A 14,649-nucleotide genomic window follows, 5' to 3' on the forward strand; every position below is an offset into this window, starting at 1 on the left:
TCACGCATCCCTGGAGAGCTCCGTGAGAACCGCCGTCGTCATCGGAACCGGACTGATCGGCACCTCCGCGGCGCTCGCGCTGACCGCCCGCGGGATCACCGTCCACCTCGTCGACCACGACCCCGCCCAGGCCCATACCGCGGCCGCCCTCGGGGCCGGCACGGACGAGGCCCCGGAGGGCAGGGTCGACCTCGCGATCGTCGCCGTACCCCCGGCCCACGTGGCGGCGACGCTGGCCGACGCGATCGGCCGCGGGGCGGCGCGCGCGTACGTGGACGTGGCCAGCGTCAAGGGCGGACCGCGCCGGGAGCTGGAGGCGCTCGGCGTGGACGTCACGGCGTACATCGGCACGCACCCGATGGCGGGCAAGGAGCGGTCGGGGCCGCTGGCCGCCACCGCCGACCTCTTCGAGGGCCGCCCCTGGGTGCTGACCCCCACCCGGGACACGGACCACGAGGTGCTGAACCTCGCCCTGGAGCTGGTGTCCCTGTGCCGGGCCGTACCCGTGGTGATGGACGCGGACGCGCACGACCGGGCCGTCGCCCTCGTCTCCCACACCCCGCAGCTGGTGTCGAGCATGGTCGCCGCGCGGCTGGAGGAGGCCGACGAGACGGCCGTCCGGCTGTGCGGGCAGGGCATCCGGGACGTCACCCGCATCGCGGCCTCCGACCCTCGGATGTGGGTGGAGATCCTGTCGGCGAACCCGGGCCCCGTCGCCGACGTGCTGGCCGGGATCGCGGCCGACCTGGAGGAGACCGTCGATGCGCTGCGAGGGCTCCAGTCGGCCGACGTGGAGAAGCGGCGCGGGGGCGCGGCGGGCATCGAGGACGTCCTGCGGCGCGGCAACGCGGGCCGGGTCCGGGTGCCGGGCAAGCACGGCGCGGCGCCGACCGTCTACGAGACGGTGGCCGTCCTCATCAGCGACCAGCCGGGCGAGCTGGCCCGGATCTTCGCCGACGCCGGGCGGGCCGGGGTCAACATCGAGGACGTGCGCATCGAGCACGCCACGGGCCAGCAGGCCGGCCTGGTCCAGCTGATGGTGGAACCGCGGGCCGTGGCGGGCCTGACCGCCGAGCTGCGCGAGCGGGGCTGGGCACTGCGTCAGCAGTAGGCGGGACCGGGGGCCGCCGGGGCCCGGTAACCTTGGTTGGGGGCGCTTTGGCGCGCCCGGACACGTACGCGCAACCAGGAAGGTGCCCGCACCGTGGAAACCGCAGCTCCGGCAGCCGTGATCGTCGCCATCGACGGTCCCTCCGGCACGGGCAAGTCCAGCACCTCCAAGGCCGTGGCCGCCAAGCTCGGGCTGCGCTACCTCGACACCGGTGCCCAGTACCGGGCCATCACCTGGTGGATGATCACCAACGGCGTCGACACCGACGACCCGCAGGCCATCGCCGTCGCCGCGGGCAAGCCCGCCATCGTCTCCGGCACCGACCCGGCCGCCCCCACCATCACGGTGGACGGCCTGGACGCCGCCGGACCCATCCGCACCCAGGAGGTCACCTCCAAGGTCAGCGCCGTCAGCGCCGTCCCCGAGGTGCGCACCCTGATCACCGAGCTGCAGCGCTCCATCGCCGCGCAGGCGGCCGCGGAGGCCGACGGCATCGTCGTCGAGGGCCGGGACATCGGCACCACCGTCCTGCCCGGCGCCGACCTCAAGGTCTTCCTCACCGCCTCCGCCGAGGCGCGCGCCGCCCGGCGCAGCGGTGAGCTCCGCGGCAAGGAGGCCGTGGATCTCGCGGCCACCAAGGAGGCGCTGATCAAGCGCGACGCGGCCGACTCCGGCCGCAAGACCTCCCCGCTGGCCAAGGCCGGCGACGCCGTCGAGGTGGACACCACCGAGCTCACGCTCGACCAGGTCATCGAGTGCGTCGTGACCCTGGTGGAAGAGAAGCGGGCGGGCCGCAAGTGAGCGAAGCGCCCTCCCACAGGGGTGCGGCGGTCGGCAGGCGCATCGGCATCGGGCTCATGTACGGGCTCTGGAAGCCCCGTGTGCTCGGCGCCTGGAAGGTGCCCGTCTCCGGCCCCGTCATCCTCGCCGTGAACCACTCGCACAACATCGACGGCCCGATGGTCATGGGCACCGCGCCCCGGCCCCTGCACTTCCTGATCAAGAAGGAAGCGTACGTCGGCCCGCTCGGCCCCTTCCTCGAAGGGATCGGGCAGGTCAAGGTCGACCGCGGCGGCACCGACCGGACGGCGATAAGCCGCGCCCTCAGCGTGCTGGACAATGGAGGGGCCCTCGGCATCTTCCCCGAGGGCACCCGGGGCGAGGGCGACTTCGCCTCGCTGCGCGCGGGTCTCGCGTACTTCTCGGTACGCAGCGGCGCGCCCATCGTGCCGGTGGCCGTGCTCGGCAGCGGCGACACCAGGGGCCGGCTCGTCAAGGGCCTGCCCGCCCTCAAGAGCCGGGTCGACGTCGTCTTCGGGTCGGCCTTCGACGCCGGGGACGGCAGTGGCCGCCGGACCCGTACCGCGCTGGACGCGGCCACCGTACGCATCCAGGACCGGCTGACCGCCCACCTGGCCGACGCCAAGCGCCTCACCGGGCGCTGAGCGAGACTTGAACCAGTAGTGGAACCGCGCTGCGCGGGTACCACCGACCACCACGAACGACGAGGAACGGACTTCATGAACGACCAGCACGACCACGGAGCACTTGGCGATGCCGAGTACGCGGAGTTCATGGAGCTCGCCGCGGAAGAGGGCTTCGACATCGAGGACGTCGAAGGCGCGATCGAGGCGGCCGGACACGGCCCCCTCCCCGTCCTCGCCGTCGTCGGCCGGCCGAACGTCGGCAAGTCGACCCTGGTGAACCGCATCATCGGCCGCCGCGAGGCGGTCGTCGAGGACAAGCCCGGCGTCACCCGCGACCGCGTCACCTACGAGGCCGAGTGGGCCGGCCGCCGCTTCAAGGTCGTCGACACCGGCGGCTGGGAGCAGGACGTCCTCGGCATCGACGCCTCCGTCGCCGCCCAGGCCGAGTACGCCATCGAGGCCGCCGACGCGGTCGTCTTCGTCGTCGACGCCAAGGTCGGCGCCACCGACACCGACGAGGCCGTCGTCCGGCTGCTGCGCAAGGCCGGCAAGCCCGTCGTGCTGTGCGCCAACAAGGTCGACGGCCAGAGCGGCGAGTCCGACGCGGCCTCCCTGTGGTCCCTGGGCCTCGGCATGCCGCACCCGGTCTCCTCCCTGCACGGGCGCGGCACCGGCGACATGCTGGACGCTGTGCTCGAGGCCCTGCCGGAAGCCCCCGAGCAGACCTTCGGCACCGCCGTCGGCGGCCCGCGCCGCATCGCGCTGATCGGCCGCCCGAACGTCGGCAAGTCCTCGCTGCTCAACAAGGTGGCGAAGGAGGACCGTGTCGTCGTCAACGAGCTGGCCGGCACCACCCGCGACCCGGTCGACGAGCTGATCGAGCTCGGCGGCATCACCTGGAAGTTCGTCGACACCGCCGGCATCCGCAAGAAGGTCCACCTTCAGCAGGGTGCCGACTACTACGCCTCCCTGCGCACGGCCGCCGCCGTCGAGAAGGCGGAGGTCGCGGTCATCCTGATCGACACCACCGAGTCGATCAGCGTCCAGGACCAGCGCATCATCACCATGGCCGTCGAGGCGGGCCGCGCGATCGTGATCGCGTACAACAAGTGGGACGAGCTCGACGAGGAGCGCCGCTACTACCTCGAGCGCGAGATCGAGACCGAGATGCAGCAGGTCTCCTGGGCGCCGCGGGTGAACGTCTCGGCGCTCACCGGCCGTCACATGGAGAAGCTGGTCCCGGCGATCGAGACGGCTCTCGCGGGCTGGGAGACGCGCGTCCCCACCGGCCGGCTGAACGCCTTCCTCGGCGAGGTCGTCGCGGCCCACCCGCACCCGATCCGCGGCGGCAAGCAGCCCCGCATCCTGTTCGGCACCCAGGCGGGCAGCAAGCCGCCGCGGTTCGTCCTCTTCGCCTCGGGCTTCCTGGAGCACGGCTACCGGCGCTTCATCGAGCGCCGGCTGCGCGAGGAGTTCGGCTTCGAGGGCACCCCGATCCACATCTCGGTGCGGGTGCGCGAGAAGCGCGGAGCCCAGTACAAGAAGAAGAAGTAGTACGGGCGGTACGGAGGTCCGGGGTCAGTAGCCCCGGCGCGGAGCGGGCGGCAGGGCCGCCGGGATGTGCGTCATCCCGGTCTGGCGCGGCCGCCCGTCGGCGTATCCGGTGCCGCCGGCGTGCGAGTACGCGGGCTGGGCCTGCGGCTGCGCCACGTACGTGGGCTGCCAGCCGTCGGCCCGCTGCCACGAGGAACCGCTCCAGCCGCTGTCGTACGAGCTGCTGCCCGTGTACCCGCCCCCGTACGAGAAGGCCGTGAACCCGAGATCCTCCTCGCCCGTGCGGTCGCCCGGCAGCGCCCGGAAGGCGCGCAGGTACTCCGAGTACAAGGTGTCGTAGATCGGGGTGTGCGAGACGGGGCTCGTACGGGACGGGGCGCGGGAGGAGTCGTATGGATGCACGTATCAGCCAACGAAACCGGCGCCCTGCGGATGCGGGGTGCCGGGCGGAAAACGCAGATCGCCGCCGGGGCTGCCCCAGCGGCGATCTGCGGTGTGTGGATCAGGCGCCGGGCGTACCGGCCAGGGGCATGGAGGCGGCCACGAGCTTGCCCGCGGCGGCGGCCTTGTCGAGGGCGTCGCGCAGCAGGTCCTCACGGGGCTGCTGGCCGATCGATCCGACCGGGGCGGCGTAAATGAGCACGCGCTGGGTCTTGTTGACGGCGTTGCGCCAGCCGTCGGTGACCGACAGGGCCTGGTGCGCCTGCCACCAGGCGACCGGGCGGCCGCCCTCGGCACCCGGCTGCAGGACGGCGTGCAGCTGGCCGCCGGCGAGCAGGACCGACCATCCGCTGAGCGCGGTGGGGAGCTGGGCGGTGTCCATGACCGGGATGAAGCCCTGCTCGATGAGGAGCGGGAGGAAGTCGTCGCCGGGACCGTCGCTGCCGGGGCGGGCGATCGGCGCGGTCGGCTCGACCACCAGGGCGGGGTGGAGTTCGCCGCTGATCAGGACCAGGCCGCTGGTGATGCCGAGGACGGCCTGGCCGCCGGGCACGTTCTGCGGGGCCGCGCCGGCGCCGGGCGCCGCCGGGCTGTCGCCGGTGATGCTGGCGACGGCGCCCTGGAGCTGCTCCTCGGAGACGGTGACCACCTGCGAGGGGATGCAGGTGGCGTGGGCGAAGGCAAGGACGGCGGTCTCCTCGCCGACGAACAGCACCGTGCTGGTGCGGTCGTTCTCGGGGTCGCCCGGGGTGCGGCAGGAGGTGCAGTCGTAACTGCGCGGCGCGTCCTCGCCGACGAGCAGCCTGTCGGCTTCTTCGTCACCGATCTCGGCACGTACCTCATCACTGACGTCGAGCATGCGCGGCACGGGGTGGCTCCTCGGCATAGGTGCGGGGGCCGGGTGGTTCCCGGCTCGCCGGGCTCAACGGGGGAGCGGCGGCCGGGGTCACGCCATTGGAGGGAACGGAATCGAACCGGGCCCCCGTACGAGTGAACCGTCCGGGCCGGGCTTCGTTTCATGCCAACTGTTTTCTGATTGTGCGCAGTTGGTGGTCGCGATTGGCTGTTTCGGCGAGGGTGGCCGGTCGGCCGACCGGGTGGGGTGGCCGGGGCGCGCTGCGTGGCGGGGCGAGAGGGCCGCGGGCGCTGCGTAGCGTGACGCGATGCCCCACCTCCGGATCCGGCGCCGTCAGGCCGGGGCCCGTCGTGGTGCCGCTGCCGTCGCCGCCGCGCTGGCTCTCGTACTCCCTTCCGGCACGGCGGCGGCTCTCGCACCCCCGCCGCCCGCGCCCGGGCCGGCGGGGGCGGCGCACCCCGGCTCGCCGGGGGTGATCGGAACGGGTCCGGGGGACTGCGGGCCGGGCGGGGAATGGCCCTGGGACTGCGTCGCCGACTGCGAGAGCGGCGGGCGCTGGGCGGTCAACACCGGCAACGGGTTCTACGGCGGGCTGCAGTTCTGGCAGCCGACGTGGGAGGAGTACGGGGGGCTCGTGTTCGCCCGGCGCGCCGACCTGGCGAGCCGGGTGCAGCAGATCCGCGTCGCGGAGGACGTGCTCGGTGCGCAGGGCTGGGACGCCTGGCCGGCGTGCTCGAAGCGGTACGGGCTGGCCGGGCGGATGCACGTGGTGAGGAAGGGGGACACGTTGGTGTCGATCGCGGGGAAGCACCGGGTGCGGGGCGGGTGGCAGGCGCTGTACGAGGCGAACCGGGGTGCGATCGGGCCACGGCCCGCGGCGCTCGTGACGGGCACGCTGCTGGTCATCCCGGAGCAGGCGCCGCCGGCCCGCCCGCCGGACCCGGTGAACCCTCCGGACCCGGTGGTACCGGTGGCCCCGGCCGGTCCGGCTCCCGCGCAGTCGGCGGCTGCGTCGCCCGTGCCGAGGCCTCCCCGCTGAGGGGGATCGCGCCGTTCGCATCCGACCCCGATTGCACGATGCGCTGAAGGCGTCGACCCTGGAAGCATCGAGCCGAACGGCTCGTTCGGACCCTGGTGGTGAGCCGGATGGACCTGGGAAGACACCCTCGTATCGGGGTGTGGGCAGCGGCTGCCGTACTGGCCGCCGTTCCCGCCCTCGCGGGATGCTCCTCCGATTCGGGCAAGAACGGGAGCGGTACGACGACTTCCGCGGGAGCGACGGCCGTGCACGCCGTACCCGCCGCGCTCGCCACGCCCACCGGGGACGGCCCGGCGGACCCGGCCGCGGCCAGGGCCCAGGTCGAGAAGAACTGGACCACCTTCTTCGACTCCAAGGTCTCCGTCGAGGAGAAGGTCAAGGTCCTGGAGAACGGCGAGCTGCTCGAGCTGCTGCTGGACGGCTTCGCGGGCAATTCCGACGCGGCCTTGTCCTCGGCCAAGGTCACGGACGTGGTCTTCGACTCGGCCACCGAGGCGCAGGTCACCTACGACCTGCTGGTCCGCGGCGTCCCGGTCCTGCCCGGGAGCAAGGGGACCGCGGTCCTCGAGGACGGGGTCTGGAAGGTGTCGACCGAGACGCTCTGCTCGCTGGTCGGGCTCAGCGGCAACGCGGCGCCGGGCTGCTGAGCGCCGTCACCTCCGACCGGGCCCGGGGTGCCCGGGATCCGCTGGCAGACTTCGGCCATGCTCGAGACCTCCGCACGACTGCTGCGCCTGTTGTCCCTGTTGCAGGCTCACCGCGAATGGACCGGGGCGGACCTCGCCGACCGGCTCGGGGTGACGCCGCGGACCGTACGGCGTGACGTGGACCGGCTGCGGGAGCTGGGCTACCCCGTCAACGCCAGTCCCGGGACCGGCGGCGGCTACCAGCTGGGGGCCGGGGCCGAGCTGCCGCCGCTGCTGCTGGACGACGACGAGGCGGTGGCCGTCGCGGTCGGGCTGCGGACCGCCGCCGGGAACGGGGTCGAGGGGATCGGGGAGGCCTCCGTACGGGCCCTCGCCAAGCTGGAGCAGGTGCTGCCGTCGAGGCTGCGGCGCAGGGTGTCCGCGCTCAACGAGTTCACCGTGCCGATGCTGCGCGGGGCGGAGCGGTCCACCGTGGACCCCTCGGTGCTGACCGAGCTCGCCGCCGTGTGCCGCGACACCGAGCGGCTGCGCTTCGGGTACCGCGACCACGAGGGCAACGTCACCCGGCGCACCGTCGAACCGCACCGGCTGGTGTGCACCGAGCGGCGCTGGTACCTGGTCGCCTGGGACCTGGACCGGGAGGACTGGCGGACCTTCCGGGCCGACCGGATCGAGCCCGCACTTCCGCACGGGCCGCGGTTCACCCCGCGCAAGCCGCCCGCCGAGGACCTCGCCGAGTACGTCTCCCAGGGCGTGGCGCAACGGGCGTACGCCGCCCGGGCGGTGGTGCGGCTGAAGGTTTCCGCACAGGAGGCGGCCCGGATCATCGGGCCGAGCCACGGAGCCCTCGAGCCGGTCGACGGGCAGAGCTGCCTGCTGCGCACCGGGGCGGTCAGCCTGGACGTCCTGGTGATTCACATCATGCTGCTCGGCTGTGAGTTCGAAGTGGTCGAGCCGCCGGAGCTGACGGATCGGATCAGGGCCGCGAGGGATCTGCTGGGGCGGGCCGTGGAGCCGCGGAGGTGAAGGAAATGTGGTGGACCTGAGGGGGATTCACCTGGTCTGGTCCAGCGGTGTCGTGACAATGTCCTGCCGGAATTCCAGAGGTTCAGCAGGGGGCTTCGGGGGAAATTCGAATCAGCCTGTACGGCTGGCGTGTCGCGGGCCGGAAAACAATTGGTGGTTGTCGATATTCTGTGACACAAGCGTGACCCGGGACGGACGAACGTCCCGGCGTGGCGCTGACGAACGGCGAAGGTGAACGACGAAGGCGGGCCGGGTCAGTGACCCGGCCCGCCTTCGTGTCGCGGGGTGAGGTGGTGCGTACCGTCCCGCGAGGTGTGGTTCAGCCGCCGGTGGCCGGGCGGGCCGCGGCGCTGCGGGCGGCGGCCCGTTCGGTGTGGGCCGGCCGGCGGCTGCCGACCGGGGTGACCGGGGTCCGCTCGGAGCGGATCAGGTGCGGCCGGCCTGCGAGCAGGGGCGCGGGCCGGGGCGCCGGGGTGTGCGCCGCCGGGGTGTGCGCGGACGCGGCGGCATGCGCGGCGGCCGTCGGAGCGGGGTCCACGGCGGGGTCCCCGGCGGCAACGGCGCGCCGGAGCTGCCACTTGCCGCCCGCGGAGAGCAGCGGGGTGAGCGCGGACACGACCGGCGCGGGCATCCGTCCGGTCTCCGCGCGGCGGCGCAGCAGCTCGCGCACGTCGAAGACGTAGGCCTCGGCCCGGGCGATGAGCGGCTCGAACCAGGGCAGGGCCAGCAGGATCAGCAGCCCCGCGGACCAGCCGAGCAGCACGTCGCTGACCCAGTGGGTGCCGAGGTAGACGGTGGTGGCTCCGACGCTCAGCGAGACGACCGCGGACACCACGGACAGCACCCGCCGGGTGACCACGGTGGACGCCAGGTAGGCGAGGATTCCCCAGGTCACGACGGCGTTGGCGGTGTGGCCGGAAGGAAATATATCGCCGCCCGCGAAGAGTTCGGCCGAACCGATCTCGGTGGCGTAGTGCGGGCCGAGCCGGCCGAGGCCGAGCTTGACGGACCCGACGGTGATGTTGAGCAGGAGCAGCGCCACGCCGAGGGTGATCAGCGGGCGGAGGGTGTGCTGGCGCCAGGAGCGCCAGCCGAGCCAGGCCGCGACCATGACCGCGGTGGGTCCGCGCTGGCCGAGTACGACGAGGTAGTCGAGGAAGGCATGCAGCTGCGGCCACTGCTCGTAGGGCCGGAAGAACATGATCTGCCAGTCCAGGCGGACGAGCCAGGACGTGGTCAGGACGGCCACGACGATCGCGAGATAGAAGGCGAGAGTCGATCCGAGGAGCACGACGCGGTGCCGGCTCATCTGCGGGGTTTGCAGATGAGCCGGTCGCTCTGGTTCCCGGTCCAGGCGGGCGAACACCCGCTCCAGACGGGTCAGGATTTGATCGGTACGCACTGAATCGACGTTACCGCCCGCCGATGGTCAGCCCGGGCGAATCACGGGCTTTGTGATGACCATGTGATGTGGAGTTGGTCTCACGCGGGACTTAATTCCCGGTATTTCGGCAATGGTTGGAGCCTTCTTGATCCACCGCCCCGGAAATTGTTTCGCACACTTACCAGGGCTTTATTGCCGCAACTCGTTCCCTTTGCCGAATGATGGATCGGAATGATCCATTCCGTTACGGTGGGCCCGAGCCGTTCAGCCAGAACGCCCCGTAGACCGCCGAGACCAGGGCCGCCGCGCCGAGCACGAGGGCCGCCCGCCGGGTCCGCCACCGGGCCAGCGCCACCGCCACCGGCAGCACCAGCGGGAAGGCCGGCAGCAGCAGCCGGGGCTTGGAACCGAAGTACCCGGACGCGCACAGCGCCAGCGCCACCACGATCCCGCCGTACACGAGCAGCGGCACCGGCTGCCGCTGCCGCACGCACCGCCCGTACAGCCAGAGCACCAGCACGACCCCCGCGATCAGCCCGAGCCCGGCCGCGAAGGCGGAAGAGGCGAGCTTCGCCCCGATGAACCGGGCGAAGGCCCAGCCGCCGTCGAAGCCGTTGCCCCAGCCGCCCTGCACGTCCAGGTACCCGAGCAGCCCGCCTCCGGTGCGCGCGCCGACCCACAGCACATACGCCCCGGCCCCCAGCGGAGCCAGCAGCGCACCGGCCGCCATCCGCCAGGACCGTTCACCACCGCGCCAGGCCAGTACGACGGCCACCCACACCGCCGCGACCACCGCGGCGCCGACCGGGCGGGTCAGCCCCGCCCCGGCCGCGAGGAGTCCGGCCGTGAGCCACCGGCCGCGCAGGGCCCCGTACAAAGCCCAGGCGGCCAGCGCGGTGAACAGCGACTCGCTGTACGCCATGGACTGCACGATCCCGACGGGCAGCGCCGCCCAGACGGCGACGGCGAGCACCCCGGCCCGGCGGCCGTGCAACAGGTCCGCCACCGCGAAGATCCCCCAGGCCGCGGCGAGCCCGGCCAGCGCCGAGACCACCAGGCCCGCGGAGCCGTACCCGAGTCCGGTCGCCGCCGACACCAGCCGCTCCAGCCAGGGCAGCAGTGGGAAGAACGCCAGGTTCGAGTGGACGTCCCCGTTCGGGAGGGCCACCTCGTACCCGTACCCCTCCGCGGCGATCCGGGCGTACCAGAGCGAGTCCCAGCGGGCCGACAGCAGCGTGTGCGGGCTGCTGCCGGCCACCGCACCCCACACGGCGAGCACGGCGAGCCCGAGCAGGCGGACCGCCGTGAACACGGCGAGCGCCGGGGCGGCGACGGCGAGCGCGGGCGCGGCCCGGCGGAATCCAAGATCTTTCACGGGCATGATTATCGGTGGCGCGCACCCGGGCCCCGGCCGAGAACCACGGGCCGTGAGCGCGCGTGTACGCGGGGGAAGGGGCAGGGTATGGGAAGTGGCGCACACCACAGGGAGGCCTCCGCCGGGATGAGAGCTTGACCACGTGTTGGACAGGCGAACTCGCGTACGCTGACCGTTCACTCGCGTGTCGATGCCGGACCCCGTTGGACGCCGCAGAGCGCACCACCCCCCGTGGCTCCGCAAGACGCTGGTCCGCCGAACGCGAGGGATCACCTGGGAGGTACATGCATGTCGGGGACGAACGCGGCCGGAGCCAGGAACCCTGCCCCCTGGCAGCGGCTCCGCGCGGCCTCCGGCGGGGCCAATCGCTGGGTCGTCCTGGCGGTGCTCTGCGTCAGCCTGGTCCTCGTCGCGCTCGACGCGACGATCCTGCACGTCGCCGTCCCCTCCCTCACCGAGGACCTGCGCCCCGGTTCCATCGAGCTCCTGTGGATCGTCGACGCCTACCCGCTGGTGTGCGCCGCGCTGCTGATCCTCTTCGGCACCCTCGGCGACCGGGTCGGCCGCCGCCGCATACTCCTGCTCGGCTACGGGCTCTTCGGCGTCGCCTCCGCGATGGCCTCCCTCGCCGACAACGCCCAGGTGCTCATCGCCGCGCGCGCCCTGCTCGGCATCGGCGGCGCGATGATCATGCCCGCCACCCTGTCGATCCTGCGCCAGGTCTTCCCCGACCGGCGCGAACGTGCCCTGGCCATCGGCATCTGGACCGCAGTCGCGGCGGTCGGCGCCGCCAGCGGCCCCGTACTCGGCGGCTTCCTCGTCCAGCACTTCTGGTGGGGCTCCGTCTTCCTCATCAACATCCCGCTGATGGCGCTGATCCTGCCGCTGGGGCGCTGGCTGCTGCCCGAGTCGAAGGGTTCCTCCGACGGGCCGTGGGACGTGACCGGCGCGCTGATGGCCGCCGCCGGTGTGCTCGGTTCGGTGCTCGGGATCAAGCGGCTGGGCGCCGAGCGGGAGCTCCTCGACCTCGAGGCGCTGGTGCCGCTGGTGCTCGGGGTGGCGCTGCTGGTGCTGTTCGTACGACGGCAGAAGCGGCGTACGCACCCGCTGATCGACATGCGGATGTTCTCCCGCGCCGCCTTCTCGACCTCCGTCGGCTGCATCGTGCTCGCCATGCTGGCCCTCGTCGGCCTGGAGCTGATCGCCGTCCAGTACCTCCAGCTGGTGCTGCACCTCAGCCCGCTGGAGACCGGCCTGCGGCTGCTGCCGCTGACCTTCGCCGCGATGGCGGCCGGGGCCACCGGGTCCTACACCCTGGCCCGGATCGGCCCGCGCACCATGGTCTCGCTGGGCTTCCTGCTCACCGCGTTCGCCGTGCTCCTGCTCACGTTCATGGGCCATCACGACCGGCCCGTCCTGTTGACCGTCGGCTTCATCCTGCTCGGCTTCGGGCTCCAGACCACGCTGTTCGCCGCGTACGAGTCCATGCTGAGCGAGGCCCCGGCGGCCACCGCGGGCGGTGCGGCCTCGATCGGCGAGACCTCGTACCAGCTGGGCGCGGGCATGGGCATCGCGCTGCTGGGCAGCGTCATGAACGCCGCCTACGCGCCGGGGCTGGCGCGGGTGCCGGGGGTTTCGGCGGCGGACTCGGCGGGTGCCGCGCACTCTTTGGGCGAGGCCTACCAGATCGCCGCGCAGCTCGGCGGGCCGGCGGGGGCGTCCCTCTACGCCGCGGCCCGGCACTCCTTCGTGCACGGGCTGCACGTGACCCTGCTGGTCAGCGCGGGGTTGTTGTTCGCGGGGGCCGTGATGGCGCTCAAGCTGCCGCGGGTCATGGACTGCGGGGCGCCGGCCCCGGCCGAGCCGGTGCGGCTGCCCGCGCAGGCCACGGGCGAGCCGTGCCCGGCTCCGGTGGAGCACGCGGGCTGACCCCTCGCGGGCGGGGCTGGAATTGCGGGGCTGGACGGGCAGGGAATCCGGCGTCTAGCGTCGGTCGCGCAGCGTAAAACTTGCGCTGCTAGGTTCTGTACCCAGGCCGCCGGGAGGCCCCGTGTCCGCGTTCCTGCCCCTTGATCCGCTCGGGATCGACGAGCTCCTCGGGCCCGAGGACCTCGCCATCCGTGACACCGTCCGCGACTGGGCCGCCGACCGGGTGCTGCCCCACATCGCCGGCTGGTACGAGAGCGGCGAGCTCCCCGGGATCCGCGAGCTGGCCCGTGAGCTCGGCGCGCTCGGCGCGCTCGGCATGTCCCTCGAGGGGTACGGATGCGCGGGTGCCAGCGCCGTGCAGTACGGGCTGGCCTGCCTGGAGCTCGAGGCCGCCGACTCCGGCATCCGCTCGCTGGTCTCCGTCCAGGGCTCGCTCGCCATGTACGCGATCTGGAAGTACGGCTCCGAGGAGCAGAAGCAGCGCTGGCTGCCCGGCATGGCGGCCGGCGAGCTGATCGGCTGCTTCGGGCTGACCGAGCCCGACGTCGGCTCCGACCCCGCCGCCATGCGCACGTACGCGAAGCGCGACGGCACCGACTGGGTGCTCAGCGGCCGCAAGATGTGGATCACCAACGGATCGGTCGCCGCGGTCGCCGTGGTGTGGGCGCAGACCGACGAGGGGATCCGGGGATTCGCCGTCCCCACCGACACGCCGGGATTCTCGGCCCCCGAGATCAAGCACAAGTGGTCGCTGCGGGCTTCGGTGACCAGTGAGCTGATCATGGACGAGGTGCGGCTGCCCGCGGACGCGGTCCTGCCGGGCGTCACCGGTCTCAAGGGGCCGCTCGGCTGCCTGAGCCACGCGCGGTACGGGATCATCTGGGGTTCCATGGGCGCGGCGCGCGCCAGCTTCGAGTCCGCGCTCGACTACGCGAAGACGCGGGAGCAGTTCGGGAAGCCGATCGGCGGCTTCCAGCTCACCCAGGCCAAACTCGCGGACATGGCCCTCGAACTCCACAAGGGCATCCTGCTCGCCCACCACCTGGGCCGGCGGATGGACGCGGGCACCCTGCGGCCGGAGCAGATCAGCTTCGGCAAGCTCAACAACGTCCGCGAGGCCATCGAGATCTGTCGCACCGCGCGGACCATCCTGGGTGCCAACGGGATCTCACTCGAATACCCCGTCATGCGGCACGCCACCAACCTCGAATCGGTCCTCACCTACGAGGGCACCGTCGAGATGCACCAACTGGTGCTGGGCAAGGCGCTCACCGGGCTCGACGCCTTCCGGTGAGGGCCCTGCCTAGCTCTGGTTGAAGAAGTCGCGCGAGCGGCCGCCGGGCTCGCCGCTCACGATCTGGGTGTCGGCCGGGGTCAGCAGGAAGACCCTGGTCGCCACCCGCTCGATCGAGCCGCGCAGGCCGAAGGTCAGGCCGGCCGCGAAGTCGACCACGCGCTTCGCGTCGCCCGGGTCCATCGACGACAGGTTCACGATCACCGGGACGCCCTCGCGGAACAGCTCGCCGATTCCCCGCGCGTCACGGAATCCGTCGGGGGTGACCGTCGCGATGCGGCGGCCCTGCTCGACGGCGGACTCGGAGGCCACTCTGACGCGGGGGTCGGTGACCCACTGCTCGCCGGGACCGGCCACCGAACCCTGGGCCGCCTCCGCGTAGTCGTCGTCGTAGTAACGCTCGTCGTCGCTGTCCTCCACGAGACCCAGCCAGGCACTCGCCTTGCGCACCGAACCCATGGACGCCTCCTTTCACCGTGGTCAGTCTGTCTTCTCTCCGCTGCCCCTATGGTCGTCCATGATGCTGACAACGCGCCAAGTGGATAGTCGCCGCGCAGGGGTTTCGT

Annotated in this window: 14 protein-coding genes; 9 read left to right on the top strand and 5 right to left on the bottom strand. The window is 72.5% G+C overall.

Going from position 1 to position 14,649, the window contains the following annotated elements; genetic code table 11:
• Positions 1-22 precede the first annotated feature (22 nt).
• The 4 genes from JIW86_RS30270 (at position 23) to der (ending at position 4,092) form a co-directional block, all read left to right on the top strand.
• Positions 23-1,111 (top strand): prephenate dehydrogenase, encoded by a 1,089-nt coding sequence (locus tag JIW86_RS30270; RefSeq protein ID WP_215144632.1) that lies wholly within the window; start codon positions 23-25, stop codon positions 1,109-1,111.
• A gap of 93 nt (positions 1,112-1,204) precedes the next feature.
• Entirely contained in the window at positions 1,205-1,912 is a 708-nt protein-coding gene (gene cmk / locus JIW86_RS30275) for a (d)CMP kinase (protein ID WP_257556949.1), read from the top strand.
• Positions 1,867-2,556: a lysophospholipid acyltransferase family protein gene (locus JIW86_RS30280; RefSeq protein ID WP_257556950.1), complete on the top strand. Its 690-nt coding sequence runs from the start codon at positions 1,867-1,869 to the stop codon at positions 2,554-2,556. The genes cmk and JIW86_RS30280 overlap by 46 nt, the downstream gene beginning before the upstream one ends.
• A 75-nt stretch (positions 2,557-2,631) precedes the next feature.
• Positions 2,632-4,092, top strand: coding sequence for a ribosome biogenesis GTPase Der (der, locus tag JIW86_RS30285; RefSeq protein ID WP_257556951.1), 1,461 nt, complete (start codon positions 2,632-2,634; stop codon positions 4,090-4,092).
• Between the two features lie 24 nt (positions 4,093-4,116).
• Here der and JIW86_RS30290 read toward each other — a convergent pair whose 3' ends face one another.
• Complete coding sequence (locus tag JIW86_RS30290) at positions 4,117-4,494, bottom strand: hypothetical protein (protein WP_257556952.1); 378 nt, start codon at positions 4,492-4,494, stop codon at positions 4,117-4,119.
• A gap of 100 nt (positions 4,495-4,594) precedes the next feature.
• Positions 4,595-5,401, bottom strand: a complete 807-nt coding sequence (locus JIW86_RS30295; protein WP_215144642.1) for a hypothetical protein — start codon at positions 5,399-5,401, stop codon at positions 4,595-4,597.
• Between the two features lie 295 nt (positions 5,402-5,696).
• On the opposite strand from JIW86_RS30295, the gene JIW86_RS30300 reads away from it, so the two are divergent.
• From JIW86_RS30300 to JIW86_RS30310, 3 genes are all read left to right on the top strand, one after another.
• A complete protein-coding gene (locus tag JIW86_RS30300) occupies positions 5,697-6,428 on the top strand; it encodes a LysM peptidoglycan-binding domain-containing protein (protein ID WP_257556953.1) in 732 nt (243 codons plus the stop codon).
• Between the two features lie 107 nt (positions 6,429-6,535).
• On the top strand, positions 6,536-7,075 hold the full coding sequence (locus tag JIW86_RS30305) for a hypothetical protein (protein ID WP_257556954.1): 540 nt from the start codon (positions 6,536-6,538) through the stop codon (positions 7,073-7,075).
• 57 nt (positions 7,076-7,132) lie between these two features.
• On the top strand, positions 7,133-8,101 hold the full coding sequence (locus JIW86_RS30310) for a helix-turn-helix transcriptional regulator (protein ID WP_257556955.1): 969 nt from the start codon (positions 7,133-7,135) through the stop codon (positions 8,099-8,101).
• 319 nt (positions 8,102-8,420) lie between these two features.
• Here JIW86_RS30310 and JIW86_RS30315 read toward each other — a convergent pair whose 3' ends face one another.
• Complete coding sequence (locus JIW86_RS30315; protein WP_257556956.1) at positions 8,421-9,503, bottom strand: phosphatase PAP2 family protein; 1,083 nt, start codon at positions 9,501-9,503, stop codon at positions 8,421-8,423.
• 226 nt (positions 9,504-9,729) lie between these two features.
• Positions 9,730-10,860: a hypothetical protein gene (locus JIW86_RS30320; RefSeq protein ID WP_266945482.1), complete on the bottom strand. Its 1,131-nt coding sequence runs from the start codon at positions 10,858-10,860 to the stop codon at positions 9,730-9,732.
• A gap of 288 nt (positions 10,861-11,148) precedes the next feature.
• Here JIW86_RS30320 and JIW86_RS30325 point away from each other — a divergent pair, with 288 nt between their 5' ends.
• Positions 11,149-12,789, top strand: coding sequence for an MFS transporter (locus tag JIW86_RS30325; RefSeq protein ID WP_257556958.1), 1,641 nt, complete (start codon positions 11,149-11,151; stop codon positions 12,787-12,789).
• Positions 12,790-12,910: 121 nt separating this feature from the next.
• Complete coding sequence (locus JIW86_RS30330; RefSeq protein WP_257556959.1) at positions 12,911-14,083, top strand: acyl-CoA dehydrogenase family protein; 1,173 nt, start codon at positions 12,911-12,913, stop codon at positions 14,081-14,083.
• A gap of 9 nt (positions 14,084-14,092) precedes the next feature.
• Here the strand turns inward: JIW86_RS30330 and JIW86_RS30335 are convergent, their stop codons facing one another.
• On the bottom strand, positions 14,093-14,542 hold the full coding sequence (locus JIW86_RS30335) for a cell division protein SepF (RefSeq protein WP_069919643.1): 450 nt from the start codon (positions 14,540-14,542) through the stop codon (positions 14,093-14,095).
• Positions 14,543-14,649: the final 107 nt, after the last annotated feature.

This window comes from Streptomyces sp. NBC_00162 (assembly GCF_024611995.1).
Lineage (GTDB): Bacteria > Actinomycetota > Actinomycetes > Streptomycetales > Streptomycetaceae > Streptomyces.

Excerpts from the sequence above, each read along its gene's own strand:
- der (WP_257556951.1), top strand. The coding sequence starts at position 2,632 with ATGAACGACCAGCACGACCACGGAGCACTTGGCGATGCCGAGTACGCG.
- JIW86_RS30300 (WP_257556953.1), top strand. The coding sequence starts at position 5,697 with ATGCCCCACCTCCGGATCCGGCGCCGTCAGGCCGGGGCCCGTCGTGGT.
- JIW86_RS30305 (WP_257556954.1), top strand. The coding sequence starts at position 6,536 with ATGGACCTGGGAAGACACCCTCGTATCGGGGTGTGGGCAGCGGCTGCC.
- JIW86_RS30310 (WP_257556955.1), top strand. The coding sequence starts at position 7,133 with ATGCTCGAGACCTCCGCACGACTGCTGCGCCTGTTGTCCCTGTTGCAG.
- JIW86_RS30325 (WP_257556958.1), top strand. The coding sequence starts at position 11,149 with ATGTCGGGGACGAACGCGGCCGGAGCCAGGAACCCTGCCCCCTGGCAG.
- JIW86_RS30335 (WP_069919643.1), bottom strand. The coding sequence starts at position 14,542 with ATGGGTTCGGTGCGCAAGGCGAGTGCCTGGCTGGGTCTCGTGGAGGAC.